Here is a 19,558-nt window from a genome sequence, read left to right as displayed (position 1 = left end):
TAGAGTCTCCGTACTGCACGCTCGGCAAGCGAGAGGACATCACCGGCAATGGCTGGCTCGTACCAATTCGGCACGCAGTTCACCGCGCACATGGTCACCGCGACCTGGTCACGCGCGAAGGGCTGGGGCGCACCGGAACTGACCGAACGCCGACCAATCCCGCTCGACCCGACCGCGGTCGGCCTCCACTACGGCCAGAGCGTCTTCGAAGGACTCAAGGCACACCGCCAGCCGGACGGACACATCTCGATCTTCCGGCCCCACGCCCACGCCTCGCGGATGCGACAGTCCGCGGCCCGGCTGGCAATGCCCGAGCCACCGGTCGACCTGTTCGTCGAGGCGCTGGAGATGTTCGTCCGAGCGGACGGCGATGCCCTTCCGGACGACCCGTCGCTCAGCCTTTACGTGCGGCCACTGCTGATCGCCACAGAGTCCACTTTGGCCCTACGGCCAGCGGACGAGTTCTTGTTCGTCGTGCTCGGCTTCGTCACGAAGGCATTCTTCACCGGCGGAATGAACCCGGTGTCGGTGTGGGTGAGCCCCGACTTCGCCAGGGCAATGCCTGGAGGTACCGGCGCGGCGAAGTACACCGGCAACTACGCACCGACGTTCGCCGCGCAAACACAAGCCGCCGAGAACGGCTGCGACCAGGTCGTCTGGCTCGACGCGGTGGAACGCCGCTGGGTGGAGGAACTGGGCGGGATGAACCTGTTCTTCGTACACCGGGACCGGATCACGACGCCGCCGCTGACCGGCACGCTGCTGCCCGGTGTCACCAGGGACTGCTTGCTGCAACTGGCTCCCGGCCTGGGGTACGCGGTCGCCGAGGAACCCATTGCGATCGATGAGTGGCGTGCTGGCTGCCATGACGGGTCCATTGTGGAGACGCTTGCCTGTGGCACGGCCGCGATCGTCACTCCGATCGGGGCGGTCAAGACGGCGAGCGAGTCGTGGACCGTCGGCGATGGAACCACTGGTCCCGTGGCGAAGGCGTTGTACGACGCTTTGCAGGCTGTTCAGCAGGGCCGCGCCGAAGACCCGTTCGGATGGCGCTATCCCGTACGTAACTCGTGAGTGGTTATGCGCGTTCTAACCCGCATAACCACTCACGAGCTCTGACCAGCCGTGATGTGTGTGCCGAAAATGCGAGCCGCCCGTGCTGAGCGGCTCGCCGGTGGGGACTTCAGAACCTCAGGTTGGCCAGGTAGTCGAAGCCGGTCTTGGCCGTCACCAACGGGTCGACCGGGTTGTCGTGCTCGACGATGTACTGCTCGATACCTTCATGCCAGGTGCGGCGGAAGATTGAGCCGAAGTCGATCACGCCTGTGCCTGGATCGACCATCTGACCGTCGGCCGTCCTGTCCTTCACGTGGTAGTGCAGGACTCGGCCATAGTTCTCGTACACGAGGCGCACGGGGTCCTCGCCGCCGTGCACCGCCCAGAACAGGTCGATCTGCAGGTGCACGTTCTTACGGGTCGTGCCTCGGACAATCAGGTCCCACGGGCGCTGGCCTTCTACCGGCCGGAATTCGTGGTCGTGGTTGTGGTATCCGAGGGTGAACCCGGCTTTACGGGCCACTTTGCCCGCTGCTTCCAGCCGGGCCACGAAGGCTTTCCACTCCGCCGCCGTGTTGTAGACCGAGTACGGGTGGACGAGCTTCTCGTTCCGCAGGATCTTCGCGTTGGCGATGATCTGGTTCAGGTCATCGCCGATGTTGATGTGCGTCGACGGCGCCTTGATGTGGTTTTTGTCCAAAAGGGACTTGAATTCCGTCGCGCTTCGCCCGTAGGTCCCGGCCAGTTCCACTCGGCGATAACCGATGTCGGCCAGCGCCGAGAGGGTGCCTTCCAGGTCTTTCTCGAGGATCGAGCGCAGGGTGTAGAGCTGGATGCTGATCTTGTCACGCAGAATCCGCAAGCGGCCGCGGGACGCTTCCGATGCCGCCGCCGTTCCGGGTAACGCGGCCGCCGCGCCGACACCCGCCGCGGCGGCACCGAGCAGCATGGACCTGCGAGACAGTGCCATGGTGATCCCTTCAGGACTTCTTTGAACTGAACGCCGCGTCGAAGGCAGCGGCAGGTGGATCGAAAACCAGGTTCCGGATGAACTTCACCGCTTCCTCCGCACCACGCAACCGGTCCATCCCCGCGTCCTCCCACTCGACGGAGATCGGGCCGGTGTAGCCGATCGAGTTCAGCGCCCGGAAGCAGTCCTCCCACGGCACGTCGCCGTGCCCGGTTGACACGAAGTCCCAGCCACGGCGGGCATCCGCCCACGCCAGGTGCGAGCCCATCCGGCCATTGCGGCCGTCGAACCGCTTCTTCGTGTCCTTGCAGTCCACGTGGTAGATCCGGTCGGCGAAGTCCAAAATGAACCCGACCGGGTCGAGGTCCTGCCAGATGAAGTGCGACGGGTCCCAGTTCAGCCCGAACGCCGGCCGGTTGTCCACCGCGTCAAGGGTTTTACGCGTGGTCCAGTAGTCGTACGCGATCTCCGACGGGTGCACCTCGTGCGCAAACTTCACGCCTTCCTCGTCGAACACGTCGAGGATCGGGTTCCACCGGTCGGCGAAGTCCTGGTAGCCGTCGTCGATGATGTCCTGGCCAACCGGCGGGAACATCGCGACGTACTTCCAGATCTTCGAGCCGGTGAAGCCGATCACCGTGTCGACGCCCAGTTTCCTTGCCGCACGGGCGGTGTCGGCGAGCTCCTTCGCGGCACGCTGACGCACACCTTCGGCGTCACCGTCGCCCCAGATCCGGGCGGGCACGATGTTCTGGTGCCGGAAGTCGATCGGGTCGTCGCAGATCGCCTGTCCGACAAGGTGATTCGAGATCGCCCAGGTCTTGAGGCCATACTGCTCGAGGATCTTGTGCCTGCCGGCCACGTAGTCCGGTTCGGACAGTGCACGGTCCACTTCGAAGTGATCGCCGCTGCACGCGATCTCCAGCCCGTCATAGCCCCAGCTCGCGGCGAGACGGCACACCTCCTCGAACGGCAGGTCCGCCCACTGCCCGGTGAACAGCGTGATCGGTCGGCTCATGTGATGACTATCCTTTCAGAACTTCGGCCATCGGCTTGATGTCTTGCAGGCCAAGCAAAAGGTCATGTACGTCGGTGGCGGACAGCCTTTCGCGGCCAGGGTCACGAGGGTCTGAGCACAACAACACTGGGCCGTCCTGCGGGGAATCCGGCAGCCTGCCGTGTGAACCGCGAACCATGCCCGCTTCCAACGGAACCACGCTCATCGCGTACCGCAACCCGACCTTCTTCTTCACCAGGTTCAGCCCGGCTTTGGCCTTCACCAACGGATCCGCTGGGTTGAAGAACAGCTCGGCCGGGTCGTAGCCGGGTTTGCGGTGGATCTCCACTCCCCTGGCGAAATCCGGCGCGCGGTCGTCGTTGAGCCAGTAGTAGTACGTGAACCAAGCGTCTGGTTCGGACACAACCACCAGATCTCCAGCGCGCGGGTGGTCCAATTTGTACCGGGCCTGCTCGGCTCGGTCCAGGACCATGTCCACGCCGGGGATCCGGTCGATCAGGTCCTTGACCCGTTGCAGATCTTCGGAGTTCTGCACGTACACGTGCGCGACCTGGTGGTCGGCGACCGCGAACGCCCTGGAAACCCAGGGATCCAGGTATTCCATTCCGGCCTGTGTATACACATCGAGCAGACCCTCGGCGCGTAGTGTCCGGTTGATGTCCACCGGACGGCTGGCGTTGGTGATGCCGTATTCGCTCAACGCCACCACGGTCGCGCCCGCGTTCGCGGCATCCTGCAGCAGCGGCGACAGTTCGGCGTCGACGTCACGGGCCGCGTTGACCGCCTGCGGCGAGTCCGGGCCGAACCGCTGCAGGTCGTAGTCCAGGTGCGGGATGTACACCAGCAGCATGTCCGGCTTGTGTCCGGACAGGATCCGCCGCGACGCGCCGACGATCCACTTCGTCGAGGCGATCGACGCGGTCGGGCCCCAGTACTGGAAAAGCGGGAAGTCGCCGAGTGCCTCGGTCAGCTCGTCGTGCAGCCGGACCGGACGGGTGTAGCAATCCGGCGACTTCCTGCCATCCGCGTGATAGATCGGCCGCGGCGTGACCGTCAGGTCCGTGGTCGCGCCCATGGCGTACCACCAGCACACGTTGGCAGCCTTGTAACCCGGGTTCGCCGCACGTGCGGTCTCCCAGATCTTCTCGCCACCGACCAGCTTGTTGTGCTGACGCCACAGGAACACTTCGCCCAGTTCCCTGAAGTACCAGCCGTTGCCGACAATGCCGTGCTCAGCTGGCATCTTGCCGGTCAGGAACGTGGACTGCGCGCTGCACGTGACCGCGGGCAGCACCGTGCCCAGCTCGGCCTGCCAGCCCTTCTCGGCGATCCTGGACACGTTCGGCATGTGTTTCAACAGCCGGGGAGTCAGCCCGACGATATCGATGACCACCAACGGCTTCATGGCACCTCCAACCTCAGCCGACCATCTGCCCAGGCCAGCTCTGCTGCTATACCGTCTACCAGATCCTGTTGGTGGCGGTCGGGCAGCACCTGCCATGTGTACGTTTCGACCTCAATGGTCCGGTCACTGGACACTGTGTTCAGTACTTCGGTCAGCACGTCGTTCGTGGAACGCAACGGAGACTCCGGCGAAGCGTGCAGCGGCACGTGGAAATGCACCCGCCACGGCCCGTCACCGGGCAGGGTGTCCAGCGCCTCCGGCAAATCGTCCGCTTTGAGCACGGTCCCGTCCGGCGAGAGCTCCCGGACCTGGTGCAGATACCGGGGTTCGGCGAACTCCTCAAGTTCGGCACGCGCGCCACGCGGATCGTCCACATGCAACGCCGCCGAGGCTTGCACCTTGACGATCTCCAGCCCCGCGTCCTCGATGGACCGAACTGTCTCAACAGGATCGGCGAACGACACTGCCAGGTGGCAGGTGTCCAAGCAGAGCCCGATGTACTCGGGATCAACCCGTGGCGCCAGCCAGGAAACCGTGTCGGCCACAGTGTCCAAAATGCACCCTGGCTCGGGTTCGACGGCCAACTTGATCAACCGCGAGGCCGCGCGAAGGGTACGAGTCAGCTCGGCTAAGGCTTCCTGCGAAGCCTGATCGTCGGCAAAAGTCCACGGTTCACGCCAGCCAAGCGGAAGCGTCGAGATGCTGCCGTACGCGGCGTCATCCGGCAGCAGGCCTTCCATAACCTTGACGCAGTCCATTGTGTACTTGAGGCGGCGCGGATCGGTCCACCTCGGCTCATATACCGACAGTTTCACCACATCGGCGTGGAAACCACCATAAGGGAAAGCGTTCATGGTGATCACATCGAGGCCGCGAGCATCAAGCTCGGCCCGGAACTTCGCCAACGCGGCAGGAGAATCGGCCAGTCCGGCGGCCACTTCGGACGCCAGCCACAGGCCCAATCCCAGCCGGGGCACGCCAAGCTTCGCGCGCACAGGCACCGCATAGGCGTCCAGCTGGCGGAGAATCCCGTCGAGATCCTCCGCCGGATGCACGTTCGTGCAGTAACAAAGCCGGGTCACTGGCGGCCGCCCCGCAATACCGAGTTGCCAGCGAACGTCTCGGTGGACGCGGAGAACCCGGGCAGCTCGTCAAGCACGAGCCTGCCGCTCTGGCCGTAGAAGTCGACCGGGTTCCGCCACAGCACCTTGTCCACATCGGACTCGGTGAAGCCGGAGGACAGCATCGCCTGAGCCGTCTTGTACGTCTTCAGCACATCCGAGCGGCCCCAGTCGGCCGCGGAGTTCACCAGCACCTTGTCGGTGCCGTACTCCTTGAGGATGGCGACCATCCGGTCTTCGTCCATTTTGGTGTCCGGGTAGATGGAGAATCCCATCCAGCACCCGGAATCCTTGACCAGTTTCACGGTGACCTCGTTGAGATGGTCGACAGCCACGAATTCCGGCGCGATCCCGGACTCCGTGACCACGTCCAAAGTCCGGCGCGTGCCTGCCAGCTTGTCCCGGTGCGGAGTGTGCACCAACGCGGGCAGTTCGTGCTCGACGGCCATCTGGAGCTGACGCGCGAAAGCGTCGTCCTCCTCAGGGGTCATCGAGTCATAACCGACCTCACCGACCGCGACGACGCCGTCCTTGGCCAGGTAGCGCGGCAGGATGTCGAGCACCTGAGTGCACCGGGGATCGTTGGCTTCCTTGGGGTTCAGCGCGATCGTGCAGTGGTGCCGGATGCCGAACTGGGCCGCGCGGAACCGCTCCCATCCGATCAACGCGTCGAAGTAGTCCTTGAACGAACCGACCGTTGTCCGTGGCTGACCGAGCCAGAACGCCGGTTCGACGATGGCCCGGACCCCGGCGGCGAACATCGCCTCGTAGTCGTCGGTGGTCCGCGAGGTCATGTGGATGTGCGGGTCGAAGATACGCATCAGTTGACCTCCAGCATGCGTACAGCGTCGGCAGGGACTTCGCGGCCCGCCGCCCTGCGCTCGTCGGCGTAGTCGGCGATCATGCGAAGCAGTTCGGTGTCGGTACGGCGGTCCACATCGGCCACAGCGGCCAGTGGCACGCCGACGAAGAGGCACTTCAACACGCCGTGCCGCCACGAATGCTGGTCGAGGTGCTCACCGGCGAACGAGCCGAGCGCCGCCGCGACCAGGCGGATGTCGTTGGTACGCAACGCGTCCTGCACGAGTTCGAGGCCTGCCTTTACCGCTTGCGGTGGCAGCGCGGGCAAACCACGCAGCACACCACGGCGTTCGGCGTCATCACCGTAGCGGTAGAGCTCGGTGATCTCCTCGACCAGCTCGACCTGCGGCAAGACGTCGGCGAGCACGGCGAGCAGCCGCGTGCGGGCCAGATCGTCCACAGTGCCATGGACGAGGCCTTGCGGGTCGGTTTCGGGCCGCAGCGGGTCACGACCCACTTTGCGGCCGACAGCGGGGAAAAGGGCGCGAATGGCGGCGGGTTCGGTCCGGACCCGCCGTTCGGCGTCCACCAGCCAGGGATGATCCACTTGTCCCACCCATTCCGAGTCGGGATTCGGCATGGCGGCAGTCAATGCGGCGATCGCCCGCCGCGCCACGTCGGGCGCGGCATGGCTGTGCCGGGGCAGTTCCACTGCCGCGACACCGGTGTAGCCGACCTCGGCCAGCGCGGCCAGGGTGCCTGGAAGATCGAGTTCGCCCTCGCCAAACTCGAGGTGTTCGTGCACACCTGGCCGCATATCGTCGAGCTGGACGTTGACCAGCAGGCCAGCCGCCTGCCGGACGCACTCGGCGGCGTTCACCGGCTCGACCGCGACACAGTGCCCGACATCGAGAGTGATGCCGAACATCTCCGGATTGCCCAGTTCCGCACGCAAAGCCAACGCTTGCGCGAGGTGCTGGACGTACATTCCAGGCTCGGGTTCGAGGCCGATCTTGACCTGCCTGCGATCGGCCTCCACGAGCACCTTCTCGACACCGCCGCGCATCCGCTCGTGCGCGGTCGCGTCGTCCACATCGGACGGTTTGATACCCGACCAGTACGACACCGCGTCGGCGCCGAGGTCGGCCGCGATCCGGATCGCCCGGTGCAGGAAGTCGATCCGCACATCGGTGACCGAGGACACCAGCGTCGGATGATGCTTCCGGAGAGGGTCGAGTAGGTACCGGGCACCCGTCTCAACCACACACCGAAGTCCCAGTGAGGACAGCAAACCAGCCACCCGGGCGGTTTCCGCGGCAACGTCCGAGGCGTACGGATCCAAGTGGTGATGGTCCAAGGTCAACGCGACCGACGTGTAGCCAAGGTCGGCGATGATCCGCAGCGCGTCGTCAAGGCGATGGTTGGCGAATCCGTTGGTGCCATAGCCAAGAGCGAAACTCACTGGGCAACCTCCCAGCGTGGGACTCGTGAGTGGTTAGCCGTGTTAGAACACGCGTAACCACTCACGAGGGTGACCAGGGCATTCATGTCGGGCTCACCTTCTTGGCGAGCCGACGGGCCAACGGCAACGCGGCCGAGATCAGCCCAGCGCCGATCAGGGACCCGCGCCGGGCCGCAAGCGCGGCCTGCAACGGGACCATGCCGTGGATCCCAGCCATGGTCGCCTTCCGGACAACCGGGCCGGAAGGATCACGGGTGGCCGCCAACTGCGCGGAACCGACGTTCGCCGCGTACATCCCGCCGAACGCCAACGCGCCCAACCGATGCTTCCACGAGGCGGCTTTCCCAGTCACGGCAGCGGCCGTGGCCGCCACAGTCGTGGTCAACGCGGCCTTGGCAACGATGTCATCCGCGCCATGGACCTCTCCCCGCGACAAAGCAGTGAGCCCCAACGTGTGTCCAGCCATCACGGTCGCCGCTGGCAAGGCGGAACGCGCCCCGCCAGCGCCCAGCATGACGTCGAGACCACGACACAAAGCCATCGACACCGGACCAGCCACAGTGGACTTCAGCACCAGGTCGTACGCCCAGACCGCGCCAGCCAACGGCACAGCGACCTTCAAGGACTTACCGTACGCAGCAAGCGCTAGGCCAACGGCCGTGAGCCCACCGGCCACCGCAAGCGCTTGGTTAGGCGAAATCCGGCCAGAAGGTATCGGGCGTTCCGGCCGCTCAACAGCGTCGACCGCCCGGTCAGACCAGTCGTTCAACGCCATTCCGGACCAGTAGAACGCGACCGAGGCCAACGGCAGCGCGAGACGCCTGCCGCGCAACGGAATCCCGGCAGCGGCCGCACCAGCGACCGTGTCACCGAGAACCGACAGCGCGGCGGGCGCTCGCACCAACTCGACATACGCTTTCACAGACCGGCCGCCCAATCGGCCAGCAACCTGGTCTGCTCGGCGAACCGGTGCTCGTCTGTCCCCAATGGATCCTTGAAGAAGAACGCCAGCTCGGACAGCGCGCCGGACAGTCCCTTCGCGTGCGCGGCACTCACCAGCCGAGTGAGGTCGAGCACGAGCGGCGCGGCCAAAGCGGAGTCGTAACCGTCCCACGTGAACTGCAGGCTCATCTTGGCACCGAGGAAACCCTCGAACGACACGTAGTCCCATGCGATCTTGCGCTCGGCAAGGTCGGGCACGTTGTCGATGTGCAGCGGCGCGGTGACCTCGCCGATCATCGACGCAAGCCCGCGTGCCTTGGACTCCAGCTTGCCCTTGGCCTGCTGGGGGTCGGCGAGGTTGGCGCCGTCACCGCCACCGAGCAGGTTGGTGCCCGCCCAGGAACGGACATTCAGCGCACGTGCGACGAACATGGGCGCGAGCACGGTCCGCAGCAGGGTTTCCCCGGTTTTGCCGTCCGCACCGGCGTAAGGCAGGCCTTGCCTGCGGGCCAGCTCGGTCAGCGCGGGCATCTTGATCCCCGGCGACGGGGTGAAGTCCACATACGGACATCCTGCCGTCAGCGCGGCGTACGCACCGACGGAGCTCGGCGGCAGAACTGTCCGTTGTGGATCGTTCAGTGACTCGGTGAGCAGGTCGATATCCAGGTGTTCCGCCACTTGCGGAACCGGCGGTTCGGTTGACGTCACGTTGACGACGACCACCCTGTCAAGTTCATGCCGATCCCGGAACTCGACGATGTCCGCCGCCAGCCGGGCGGCGGCGTCAGCCAACGACCCGGTGTGCGACACGGGGTGGTATCCGTCCCGCAGTTCGGCGTCCACCGCGCGCAGCCCGTCGGCCACGGCGGTGAACACCGAATGTGGGATGAGGCCGGACTCAGCGAGCTGCTCGGCTCGCTTGTCCAGCGGTATCGAAACGATGTCGTGACCGCCGACGATGATCTCGTCCCAGGTCGGCAGTACCGAATGATCCATATCCAGCCGCTCGGTGACACATCCGATCGGCCGGACCAGTCCGGCCCGCAAAGCGAGCAGACCGGTGATCGCGGTCGTCGCGACCGAGCCGCGCGCCCCCATCAGCCAGAGTCCGCACCGTTGCCGCATTGGCCTCATCCCCATTCCCGCGAACGGCCGAGGTGCTCCCGCGTCGGTGGAACACCTCGGCCGTGATCAACTTCCGGAGCTCGCCCGGGGCAGAGCAGGGCCACCCTCGAGCGCGCCGATCACCGATTGAGCATCCCTGACCAGGGTGGACCGGACGTCCGAGTCGGTGACCTTAGCCGGATCATTCGCGAGTTCAACGAACTTTCGCAACTGCTTGACCGCCTTGGCGTCATCGCCTGCCGCTTCGGCCTTCCTGGCCTTGGCAAGCTGACCCGACAGGCTGACGTACGCCGACAGGGACAGCCGGTTGGTCGCCCTGAACCGCGTGATCAGCTGGTCGATGTCCCGCAACGACGTGGTGGTCGCGAACGTGAGCCATTGCTCGGTTCGGTTGCCCGCCTTGTCAAGCGCTGTCACTGAGAGGTTGTGCACACCCAACGGGAGTTGGTACAGCGACGTGACCTGGCCCGATTGGATCGGAGTCGCGTCGAGCACACCTGTGACCGAAGCGATACCCGAAGTTGCGTCCTCGGCATGCCACTTGACAACCACGTCCGTGGCGTCACCGTAAACGCGGCCGTCGGCAAGGCCCGAGACCAGCAGCGTCGGCTTGGAGCCGTCGATCTGGATGGTCGCGGCCTTGTCCGGCTCCACGTTGCCGTCCTTGTCCGCCGAGCGGTACAGCAGCGTGTGCTGTCCGTCCCCGGTGACAACGACCGGCTGGGTGTAGGCGGTCCACGGACCGTTGTCGAGCTTGTACTCGGTCCGTGCCACGCCGGAGCCATCGTCGGTCGCCACGAGCTCGACCGGGACCTGACCCGGGTGCCACCCGCCCGGGTTGGCGAAGTTGGCGACCGTCACCGGCGGCGTGGTCTCCAGCTCCTTGATCCGGACGTTGCGGAACGACACGTCGTCGCCGTCGCCGTGGTTCTGCAGGCCGATGAAGCCCTGCGTGAGGTCACGGTTCGGGTCGGTCGAGACGAAGTCGTTGATCAGCACCCCGTTGAGGAACACCTGGATCGTCTGGCCGCGCACCACGATCTCGTACGCGTTCCACTCACCCGGCGGCTTCAGCGCGGCATCACGCTTGGCGATGTCGGCCGACTGGAACGAGTAGATCGCCCCGGTCGTCCGGTCCTGCGCGTCGGTCGCGTCGATCTGGATCTCGTACCCCTGGTTGACCGCGACCCACGGGTCGTTGCCGGGGTCCGGGTAGCCGACGAAGATGCCCGAGTTGTCGTCGCCGGCGACCTTCCAGTCCAGCTTCAGGCTGTAGGCGTTGAACTCCTCGTTGACCGACAGCAGGCCCATCCCGCCCTCGGACAGGATCGTGCAGTCCTCCTGCTGGGCGAAGCGGCCTGGACCGGACTGCTTCCACTTGGTCAGGCTGGCCGCGGTGCCGTCGTAGAGGCTGCGGTATCCGGCTTCCGGCTGCGTCGGCTGGCACGCGGGCGGCTGCGCCACACCACGTCCCTGGAACGTCAGCGCGTCCACGTCGAACAAGCCACCCGCACCCTTGTCCCGGAACACCAGGTACAGCGGCTTCGTGCCGCCCGGGTCGGTCAGCGGCTTGGCTGGCAGGTCGACGAACTTGTCCCAGCCGCCGGTGTTGTTGACCTCGAAGGTCTGCAGCACCGGGCCGTCGACAGCGCCGGAACGCACGTCGATGAAGCCTCCCGCGCCGCCGGACGAGACCCGCAGGGCCAGGCCGGTGATCCCGGCGAGGTTCGTCGGGTTGAAGGCGATCCAGTCACCCGGATCGGTGTACCCGACCTGCCTGCCACCGGACGCGCCAGCGTTCGCGACGATCTGGATGCCGTTCATGCTGGAGAAGAACTCGGCCTGCTTGTGCTTGGGCTGCAGGATGTTCTCGCCCTCGCCGGTCAGCGCGGGCACAGTGCCTTTGCCCTTGTCGGTGTACTCCACGTTGATGACGCCGAAGATGTTCGTGTCATCGCCGTGGCCGCCCTCGCCAGGCGTCTCGATCACGCCCTCGCAGCCTGCGGTCTGGCTCAGCTCGTGGGCGTGGTTGTCGTGCCCGAGCAGGTACCGCACGATCACCTTGCTGCAGTCGATCGTGCCGTCCTCCGGGTCGGTCACGATCGCCTTGAACGGAACCTTGTCACCGAAAGAGAAAAACCCACCATTGAGTGGCGTTTGGACAACCACGGTCGGCGCTGTGTTGCCGACAGTGATGATCACGTTCGCCGAACCGACCAGACCGGTCGAGTCCGTCACCGAAAGTTTGGCGATGAACTGGCCCTCTGTCGTGTACGTGTGGGTCACCGCGCCCGACGAGGTCGAGTCAACGACACCGTCGTTCTGGAAGTCCCACGCGTAGGTGATCGGCTGACCGTCCGGGTCGTTCGTGCCTGCCGGGTCGAAGTTCACCGTGAGCGGACCGGGCCCGGATGTCTTGTCGGCGGCCAGTTTCACCACCGGCGTACGGGTGCCCTTGGTGTAGTCGATGCGGTACACCGCCGACTCCGGCGAACCGCCGAAGTAGCCGGTGCCGTAGTCGAGCACGTACAGCGAACCGTCCGGGCCGAACTCGATGTTCATCGGCCGTGACAGCGTCATGGAATCCATGAACGGCTTGATGGCGCCGCGTTCGCCGTTCGGGCCGACCGTGATTTCCTTGATCCAGCCGCGGTCCCACTCGTACGCGAAGTTCTTCTTGTCGAAGTACTGCGGGAACTTCGTGGGCGACGGGTTGTTCGCGTCGTAGTTGTAGACCGGGCCGCCCATCGGCGACTCGCCACCAGCGCCGAACTCGGGCACCGAACCACCGTCATACGGAATCCAGGCAGGCTGCACAGGCGGCAGATCCACCAGGCCGGTGTTGTTCGGGCTCTCATTCTTCGGTGCGGCACAGTTGAATGCCTGCCCCGACTGGCCGGTCTCGAAGTTGTAGTCGACGAACGGCTGGTTGTCCCCGACACAGTACGGCCAGCCGTAGTTGCCCGGGCCCTTGATCAGGTTGAACTCGACCGTCCCAGCTGGACCGCGCAACGGGTTCGCCGAACCGGCGTCCGGACCGTAGTCACCGAGGTAGATCCAGCCGGTCTTCTTGTCGACCGCGAACCGGAAGGGGTTGCGGAAGCCCATCGCGTAGATCTCCGGGCGGGTCTTCTCGGTGCCCGGCGCGAACAGGTTTCCCGCTGGGATCGAGTACGAGCCGTCCCCGTTCACCTTGATACGCAACACCTTGCCGCGCAGATCGTTGGTGTTCGCCGAGGTGCGCTGGGCGTCGTAGCCAGGGTTGCGGGTCGAACGCTCGTCGATCGGCGTGTAACCGTCCGAAGAGAACGGGTTCGAGTCGTCACCCGTGCTCATGATCAGGTTGCCCTGGCCGTCGAAGTCGATCTCGCCACCGACGTGGCAGCACAGCCCGCGCTGCGCCGGGATCTGCAGGATCTTCTGCTCCGAGGCCAGATCCAGGTTGCCGTCGTCACCCAACTTGAACCGGGACAACTGGTTGTGACCGTTGAACGGCGCGAAGTCCGCTGGTGTCCCGTTGGCTGGTGCGTCGCCCTCGTTGACGTTCGGCGTCGCTGGATCGTCAACCGGGGTGTTCAGCGGTGGCGCGTAGAAGAAGTACAGCCACTTGTTGTTGGCGAAGTCCGGATCCGCCGCCACGCCTTGCAGACCGTCTTCGTCGTGGTTGTACACCGGGATCTTGCCCACTTGCTTCGTGGTCGCGTCCGGAGTGGTCAGCCAGACCGTGCCGTCACGCGAGGTGTGCACCACGCGACGGTCGGGCAGCACCGACAGCGCCATCGGCTCGCCGGTCTTCTCCTTGCCCTTGGCCAGGGTGATCACGTCGAAGTCGGCGTCAACGGGCGCTTGCGAGGGCGAGCAGTCGCCCGCCGCGACACCGGTCGCGTACTTGATGCCGCCAAGCAAGTGCTTGCGGAAGTTCTCTTCGGCGTAGGACTCCTTGGTGTGCCCGCCACCGGTGTACCAGGAGCGGCCACGCTCCTGGCCGTGACACCAAGCGATCGGGTGGTCACCCATCTTGTCCGCGCCGGGGTCATATGTGGACTCGTCCAAAGTGGCCAGTACCCGGACGTCCTTGCGCGGGTTGGTCCGGTAGTTGTACCACTCATCGAAACGCGGCCAGCTCGCCGGAATCCCAGCGGTCGACGGATGCGTCGAATCCTCGATCTTCACGGTCGCGTTCTGGTTGTGCGGGTGCGACTTGAAGTACGCCCCGACCAGAGAGCCATACCACGGCCAGTCGTATTCGGTGTCTGACGCGGCGTGCACGCCCACGTACCCGCCGCCACCGTTGACGAATCGTTCGAACGCCGACTGCTGTTCGGCGTTGAGCACGTCCCCTGTGGTGGAAAGCCACACCACGGCGGCGTATTGGCGCAGGTTGTCGTCGGTGAACGCCCCTGCGTCCTCCGTGGCGAAAACCTCGAAGTTGTTCTGTTGCCCCAGTTGCTGAATCGCGGCGATACCGTCGGGAATCGAGTCGTGACGGAAGCCTGCGGTCTTGGAGAAGACCAGCACGTGCGGCTGGTCGGGGTGAGCGGCGGCGGGCACGGCTGTGGCCATGCTCAGTCCGGTCGCCAGAGCAAGAGCGGCGGCGCCTGCGCGCCAGGTTAAGCGTAAGTTAGATCCCGCGCGATTGATCGGTCGCACTGGTAAGTTCTCCTTGCTCGCAGCGGTTGCGTGACCGTAGAGAAGGGAAGGACTCGTCCTCCTTTCACGTGTGAGCGACGACGCTGTCCGTCCGGGCTGCACCCCTCACGGGCAGCGTCGTCCTTGTCACCTACGAGACAGACGTCCAACGCGAGTCGTTGCCCGCACTGGCTTCCACCGCACCGAGCACCTTCTGGACCTGAAGGCCGTCGGCGAAGCTCGGCGCCGGGTCGGTGCCGTTGCCGATCGCGGTGAGAAAATCGAACACCTCGTGGGTGAAGGTGTGTTCGTAACCGATGATGTGGCCGGGTGGCCACCACGCACCCACATACGGGTGAGTCCCCTCGGTGATCAGGACACGCCGGAAACCGGCTGTCTCGTCGGCGTCCTCACCGTCGAAATAGGACAGTTCGTTCATCGACTCGAAGTCGAACGCGAGACTGCCCTTCTCGCCGTTGACCTCGAGGCGCATCGAGTTCTTACGCCCGAGCGCGAACCGCGTGGCCTCATAGGACGCCATCGCACCCGAGCCGAACTTGCCGATGAACAACGCGGTGTCGTCCACCGTGACGTCGTCGAGCCTGCCGTCGGGATCACCGGCGATCGGTCGCTTGTGGACGAACGTCTCGGTCAGCGCGGACACACCGGTCAGCTGCTCACCAAGAACGAACTGCGACGCGTCGATGATGTGCGCGCCGATGTCGCCGAGCGCACCGGAACCCGCTTCCTCCTTGCGAAGGCGCCACGCCATCGGCGTGTTCGGGTCGGACAGCCAGTCCTGCAGGTACTGCGCGCGGACGTGCCGGATCTTGCCGAGCCTGCCTTCGGCGACCATCTGACGTGCCACCGCGAGCGCGGGCACCCGGCGGTAGTTGAACGCCACCATCGAGCGCTGGCCGTTGGCCGAGGCGGCGGCTGCGGCCTCGGCCATCTCCTCGGCCTCTTCGACCGAGTTGGCCAACGGCTTCTCACACAGAACATGCTTGCCAGCCGCCAACGCGGCAAGCGCGATCTCCTTGTGCGAGTCGCCAGGCGTGCAGATGTCCACGATCTGCACGTCGTCCCTGGCAATGAGCGCACGCCAGTCCGTCTCGACCGAGTCCCAGCCGAGCTTGGCCGCCGCGGCCTTGGTCCGCTCGAGGTCACGACCGCCGAGCGCCACCAGCCGTGGCGCCTGCGGCACGTCGAAGAAGTGGTGCACGGTGCGCCAGGCGTGCGAGTGGACCCTCCCCATGAAGGCGTGGCCCACCATGCCGACGCCGATAGTCCCGTCGCCTGCGTTGCTCATCGATCACCCTTTCTTGCGATACAAAGACTTCCACACCCCCGTGACGCCTTAGGAGTCGAACGCGACGTCGGCGTACTGGTCGGCGTTCTCCTTGGTGACAACGGCCGAGTACGTGGTGATGGACGCCGGGATCTCGTGCTCGGCGAGATCCCCCATGCCCTTGGCCTGACCGAGCAGCCGGGCCAGCGCGATCGCCGACGAGGACATCGACGGGCTGTAGAGCACCGTCGCCTTGATGACGTCGGTGTCCGCCTTGATCTTGTCGATCATGTTCTTCGAGCCCGCGCCGCCGACCATCAGGAATTCCTTGCGGTTGGCGGTGTTGATCGCGGCCATCACGCCGATGCCCTGGTCGTCGTCGTGGTTCCACAGCGCGTCCAGCTTCGGCGCGGCCTGCAGCAGGTTCGCCGTCTGGCGCTCACCGGTCTCCACCGTGAACTCCGCGGCGACGCGCGGGCCGACGCGGAAACCGGCCTTGGCCAAGGCGTCCTTGAAGCCACGGCTGCGGTCCTGGGTCAGCGGCAGCGAGTCGATGCCGGCGACCTCACCGATGATCGGGTTGGCGATGTTCTTCTTCTTCATCTCCGCGGCGATGTAGGTACCGGCGTTGACGCCCATCCGGTAGTTGTCGCCGCCGATCCAGGTGCGGTACGCCAGCGGGGTGTCGAAGATGCGGTCGAGGTTGATCACCGGGATGCCCGCGTCCATCGCGCGCTGGCCGACCACGGTGAGCTGCTTGCCGTCCATCGGCAGGATCACCAGGACGTCGACCTTCTGGTTGATCAGCGTCTCGACCTGTGCGATCTGCTGGCTCGAGTCGTTGGTGCCCTCGGTGGCCTTCAGCGTGACGTCGGCCTTGAACTTCTCCACCTGTGCCTTGGCGTTCTTGGTGATCGCGGCGATCCAGCCGTGGTCGGCTGCTGGCGCCGAGAAGCCGATCGTCACCATCTTGCCAGGCTGGGCGTTCTCACCCTGACCACCGGCGACGTTGGCGCCCGCGTTGTTGTTGCTCGCCGAGGCCGGCGGCTCGTTGGACGTGCACGCACTCAATAACGCACCCGCTCCCACGGCTGCTCCACCGATGAGGAACCCGCGTCGGGCGAGGGAGGAAGGCAGGTCGGTCATCTTTGATCTCCTGGTAGTGGCTTGTGAGTGGTTATGCGGGTTCTAACCCGCATAACCACTCACGAGGTTGGGAACTAGGTGTTGGAGCGGGCCCGGCTTGAGCGGAACTGCAGCAGAACGGCGATGACGATGATCACGCCTTTGGAGATGTTCTGGATGTCGGTGGACAGGTTGTTCTGCGTGAAGATGTTGGAGATCACCGTGAAGATCAGCACACCGATCAGGGTGCCGACCATCGTGCCGCGGCCACCGGTGAGCACGGTGCCACCGATGACCACCGCAGCGATCGCGTCGAGCTCATAGAACTGGCCGTGCGTCGAGGAACCTGCGGTGGTTCGCGCGACGAGCATGACGGCGGCGAGACCGGCGGTCAGACCGGCGATGCCGTACACCATGGCGGTGTGGCGCTTGACGTTGATGCCCGCCAGGCGCGTCGCCTCCGGGTTGCCACCGATGGCGAACGTGCGGCGGCCGAACGTGGTGCGGTTGAGCAGGACCCATCCGGCCGCCACCACGATGGCCAGAATCCAGACCAAGGCGGGCACACCGAGGAAGCTGCCTTGGAAGAACGCGAGGAAGTCCTGGTCACGCACGACCTGCGTCTGCTTGTTGCTCAGGAACTCGGCAAGGCCTTTCGCCGAGATGTACATCGCCAGGGTCGCGATGAACGCCACCATCCGGCCGTACGCGACCAGGATGCCGTTGATCAGACCGGCACCGAGGCCGACCGCCAGACCGCAGATGACCATCACGACCAGCCCGTACGACTGCGTCGCGAGCGTCGTCATCCAGACGCTGGCCAGGCCGATGACCGAACCGACGGACAGGTCGATGCCCGCCGCGATGATCACGAACGTCATCCCGACCGCGACCACACCGGACGGCGCCGCGAGCCGCAGGACGGTGTCGAGGTTGCTGCCGGTGAAGAAGTTGTCCGACGTGATCGTGCCGATGATGACCAACAGCACCAGCACACCGAACAGGCTGGCCAGGCGGAAGTCTATTGAGAACCCCCGATTGGCTCGCGGTGCCGGCGTCTCCGGCACACCGGTGTCCCGCTTGGCCGCGGGGTCCAACTGGGTCACGCCGCACTTCCCTCCATCACCATGTCCAACACGTCCGCCTCGGTCAGCTCGTCGGCGGGTGCCTCATGGATCACCCGACCGTCTCGCACCACCAGCACCCGGTCGGCCAGACCGAGCACCTCGGGCATCTCACTGGAGACCAGCACCAGCGCGACACCATCCGCGGCCAGTTCCCGGATCAACCGGTACAACTCCGCCCGCGCGCCAACGTCGACGCCTCGGGTCGGTTCGTCCAAGAGCAACACCCGGCAACCGTGCACGAGCCACCGTGCGACAACGGCTTTCTGCTGGTTTCCACCAGACAGGGTGCTGATGTTGCGGCGCGGGTCGGACGGGCGAAGGTCGAGGTCTTCCAGTTTCGCCCGTGAGTCCTTGAGTTCCTTGGCCCGGTCGGTGAATCCGAAGCTGCTGTACGAGCGCATGCTCGCCAGGGTCACGTTCTGCGCGACCGTCATGTCCATCAGCAACGCCTGGCTCTTGCGTTCTTCCGGCGCCAGGCCGACGCCAGCGTCGACCGCGGAGCGCACATCACCGTTGCGCAACTGCTTGCCGTTGACGGAAACCGTGCCCTGGTCGGCCTTGCGGGCGCCGAAGATGGTCTCAAGGATCTCGCTGCGGCCAGCGCCGACCAGTCCGGCGATGCCGAGGATCTCGCCCGCGTGCACGGTGAAGTTGACGTCCGCGAACTCGTTGTCGCGGCCGAGCTTCTCGACCTTGAGAACTTCCTTCGACTCGTCCACAGTGGACTCTTCACGGACCGGGTACACGGTCTCGACGCGCTTGCCGGACATCAGCGCGACCAGCTCGGAGGTCGGGGTGTCCGCGGTGAGGTCACGGGCGACGGTCTTGCCGTCCTTGATGACCGTGACCCGGTGACCGATCTCGCGGATCTCTTCAAGGCGGTGCGAGATGTAGACGACCGCGACGCCTTCGGCGGTCAGGTCGGCCACGACCCGGAACAGGTTGTTGACCTCGTCGGCGGCCAACGCGGCGGTCGGCTCGTCCATCACGATCAGCTTGGCGTCGTGCGCCAGCGCCCGTGCCATCGACACCAGCTGCTGCCCGGCCGCGGACAGGTCACCGACCTCACGGTCGGGCGGGATCTCCGGGTGGCCGAGCCGCTTGAGCAGCGCGGTGGCTTCCTTGCGGGCCTGGCGGTCACGTGTGAAGCCGTATTTCGCGCGTTCGTGACCGAGGAAGATGTTGTCAGCGACGGAAAGCCCGGGGATCAGGTCGAGTTCCTGGTACATCGTCGCGACGCCCATCCGCAGCGCGGCGACCGGTGTCGGCAGGGTCGTCACCTCGCCCTGCCAGCGGATCTCGCCCTCGTCCGGCTGGTGTGCCCCGGCGAGCACCTTGATCAGGGTGGACTTGCCCGCGCCGTTCTGGCCGAGCAGGCAGTGCACCTCCCCGGCGCGGACCGTCAGGTCGACGCCGTCGAGCGCACGGACTCCCGGGAACTGTTTGACGATCCCGGTCATCTGCAACAGCGCTGTACTCGCTTCGGCGG

The 19,558-nt window shown here is 65.5% G+C and carries 13 protein-coding genes and 1 pseudogene; 1 reads left to right on the top strand and 13 read right to left on the bottom strand.

Annotated features, from left to right (window positions below; translation table 11 throughout):
- Window positions 1-36: 36 nt before the first annotated feature.
- A pseudogene (locus tag LWC34_RS53055) lies at window positions 37-1,074 on the top strand (branched-chain amino acid aminotransferase); the annotation flags it as partial.
- Between the two features lie 109 nt (window positions 1,075-1,183).
- Here LWC34_RS53055 and LWC34_RS53050 read toward each other — a convergent pair.
- From LWC34_RS53050 to LWC34_RS52990, 13 genes are all read right to left on the bottom strand, one after another.
- Window positions 1,184-2,026, bottom strand: coding sequence for a sugar phosphate isomerase/epimerase family protein (locus LWC34_RS53050; RefSeq protein WP_233734005.1), 843 nt, complete (start codon window positions 2,024-2,026; stop codon window positions 1,184-1,186).
- A gap of 10 nt (window positions 2,027-2,036) precedes the next feature.
- Window positions 2,037-3,044: a sugar phosphate isomerase/epimerase family protein gene (locus tag LWC34_RS53045; protein ID WP_233734004.1), complete on the bottom strand. Its 1,008-nt coding sequence runs from the start codon at window positions 3,042-3,044 to the stop codon at window positions 2,037-2,039.
- 7 nt (window positions 3,045-3,051) lie between these two features.
- On the bottom strand, window positions 3,052-4,449 hold the full coding sequence (locus LWC34_RS53040; protein WP_233734002.1) for an alkaline phosphatase family protein: 1,398 nt from the start codon (window positions 4,447-4,449) through the stop codon (window positions 3,052-3,054).
- The gene (gene eboE / locus LWC34_RS53035) at window positions 4,446-5,531 is read right to left on the bottom strand and encodes a metabolite traffic protein EboE (protein ID WP_308200290.1); all 1,086 of its coding nucleotides are present in this window, start codon (window positions 5,529-5,531) and stop codon (window positions 4,446-4,448) included. The genes LWC34_RS53040 and eboE overlap by 4 nt, the downstream gene beginning before the upstream one ends.
- Window positions 5,528-6,391 carry a TatD family hydrolase gene (locus LWC34_RS53030; RefSeq protein ID WP_233733998.1) on the bottom strand — a complete coding sequence of 288 codons (864 nt, stop codon included), beginning with the start codon at window positions 6,389-6,391 and terminating at the stop codon, window positions 5,528-5,530. Before LWC34_RS53030 ends, eboE begins: the two co-directional genes overlap by 4 nt.
- A complete protein-coding gene (locus LWC34_RS53025; protein ID WP_233733996.1) occupies window positions 6,391-7,833 on the bottom strand; it encodes an EboA domain-containing protein in 1,443 nt (480 codons plus the stop codon). The genes LWC34_RS53030 and LWC34_RS53025 overlap by 1 nt, the downstream gene beginning before the upstream one ends.
- An 82-nt stretch (window positions 7,834-7,915) precedes the next feature.
- The gene (locus tag LWC34_RS53020) at window positions 7,916-8,755 is read right to left on the bottom strand and encodes an SCO3242 family prenyltransferase (protein WP_233733995.1); all 840 of its coding nucleotides are present in this window, start codon (window positions 8,753-8,755) and stop codon (window positions 7,916-7,918) included.
- Window positions 8,752-9,900: an inositol-3-phosphate synthase gene (locus LWC34_RS53015; protein WP_233733994.1), complete on the bottom strand. Its 1,149-nt coding sequence runs from the start codon at window positions 9,898-9,900 to the stop codon at window positions 8,752-8,754. Before LWC34_RS53015 ends, LWC34_RS53020 begins: the two co-directional genes overlap by 4 nt.
- Window positions 9,901-9,966: 66 nt before the next feature.
- Window positions 9,967-14,463 carry a ThuA domain-containing protein gene (locus LWC34_RS53010; RefSeq protein WP_233733990.1) on the bottom strand — a complete coding sequence of 1,499 codons (4,497 nt, stop codon included), beginning with the start codon at window positions 14,461-14,463 and terminating at the stop codon, window positions 9,967-9,969.
- A 217-nt stretch (window positions 14,464-14,680) separates the two neighbouring features.
- Window positions 14,681-15,838 carry a Gfo/Idh/MocA family protein gene (locus LWC34_RS53005; protein WP_233733988.1) on the bottom strand — a complete coding sequence of 386 codons (1,158 nt, stop codon included), beginning with the start codon at window positions 15,836-15,838 and terminating at the stop codon, window positions 14,681-14,683.
- Between the two features lie 48 nt (window positions 15,839-15,886).
- A complete protein-coding gene (locus tag LWC34_RS53000; RefSeq protein WP_233733987.1) occupies window positions 15,887-16,963 on the bottom strand; it encodes a substrate-binding domain-containing protein in 1,077 nt (358 codons plus the stop codon).
- Between the two features lie 74 nt (window positions 16,964-17,037).
- On the bottom strand, window positions 17,038-18,009 hold the full coding sequence (locus LWC34_RS52995) for an ABC transporter permease (RefSeq protein ID WP_233734203.1): 972 nt from the start codon (window positions 18,007-18,009) through the stop codon (window positions 17,038-17,040).
- A gap of 35 nt (window positions 18,010-18,044) precedes the next feature.
- Window positions 18,045-19,529 (bottom strand): sugar ABC transporter ATP-binding protein, encoded by a 1,485-nt coding sequence (locus LWC34_RS52990; RefSeq protein ID WP_233734202.1) that lies wholly within the window; start codon window positions 19,527-19,529, stop codon window positions 18,045-18,047.
- Between the last annotated feature and the right edge of the window lie 29 nt (window positions 19,530-19,558).

The sequence above is a fragment of the Kibdelosporangium philippinense genome, assembly GCF_021390435.2.
GTDB lineage: Bacteria > Actinomycetota > Actinomycetes > Mycobacteriales > Pseudonocardiaceae > Kibdelosporangium > Kibdelosporangium philippinense.
Note: the sequence above shows the minus strand (reverse complement) of the source record. Positions and strands in the feature narration are given on the sequence as shown.

Bases quoted from the DNA above. Each gene is read 5' to 3' on its own strand.
- LWC34_RS53030 (WP_233733998.1), bottom strand. From the start codon at position 6,391: ATGCGTATCTTCGACCCGCACATCCACATGACCTCGCGGACCACCGAC.
- LWC34_RS53000 (WP_233733987.1), bottom strand. From the start codon at position 16,963: ATGACCGACCTGCCTTCCTCCCTCGCCCGACGCGGGTTCCTCATCGGT.
- LWC34_RS53045 (WP_233734004.1), bottom strand. From the start codon at position 3,044: ATGAGCCGACCGATCACGCTGTTCACCGGGCAGTGGGCGGACCTGCCG.
- LWC34_RS53005 (WP_233733988.1), bottom strand. From the start codon at position 15,838: ATGAGCAACGCAGGCGACGGGACTATCGGCGTCGGCATGGTGGGCCAC.
- LWC34_RS53015 (WP_233733994.1), bottom strand. From the start codon at position 9,900: ATGCGGCAACGGTGCGGACTCTGGCTGATGGGGGCGCGCGGCTCGGTC.
- LWC34_RS52990 (WP_233734202.1), bottom strand. From the start codon at position 19,529: ATGACCGGGATCGTCAAACAGTTCCCGGGAGTCCGTGCGCTCGACGGC.
- LWC34_RS53040 (WP_233734002.1), bottom strand. From the start codon at position 4,449: ATGAAGCCGTTGGTGGTCATCGATATCGTCGGGCTGACTCCCCGGCTG.
- LWC34_RS53010 (WP_233733990.1), bottom strand. From the start codon at position 14,463: ATGGCCACAGCCGTGCCCGCCGCCGCTCACCCCGACCAGCCGCACGTG.
- LWC34_RS53050 (WP_233734005.1), bottom strand. From the start codon at position 2,026: ATGGCACTGTCTCGCAGGTCCATGCTGCTCGGTGCCGCCGCGGCGGGT.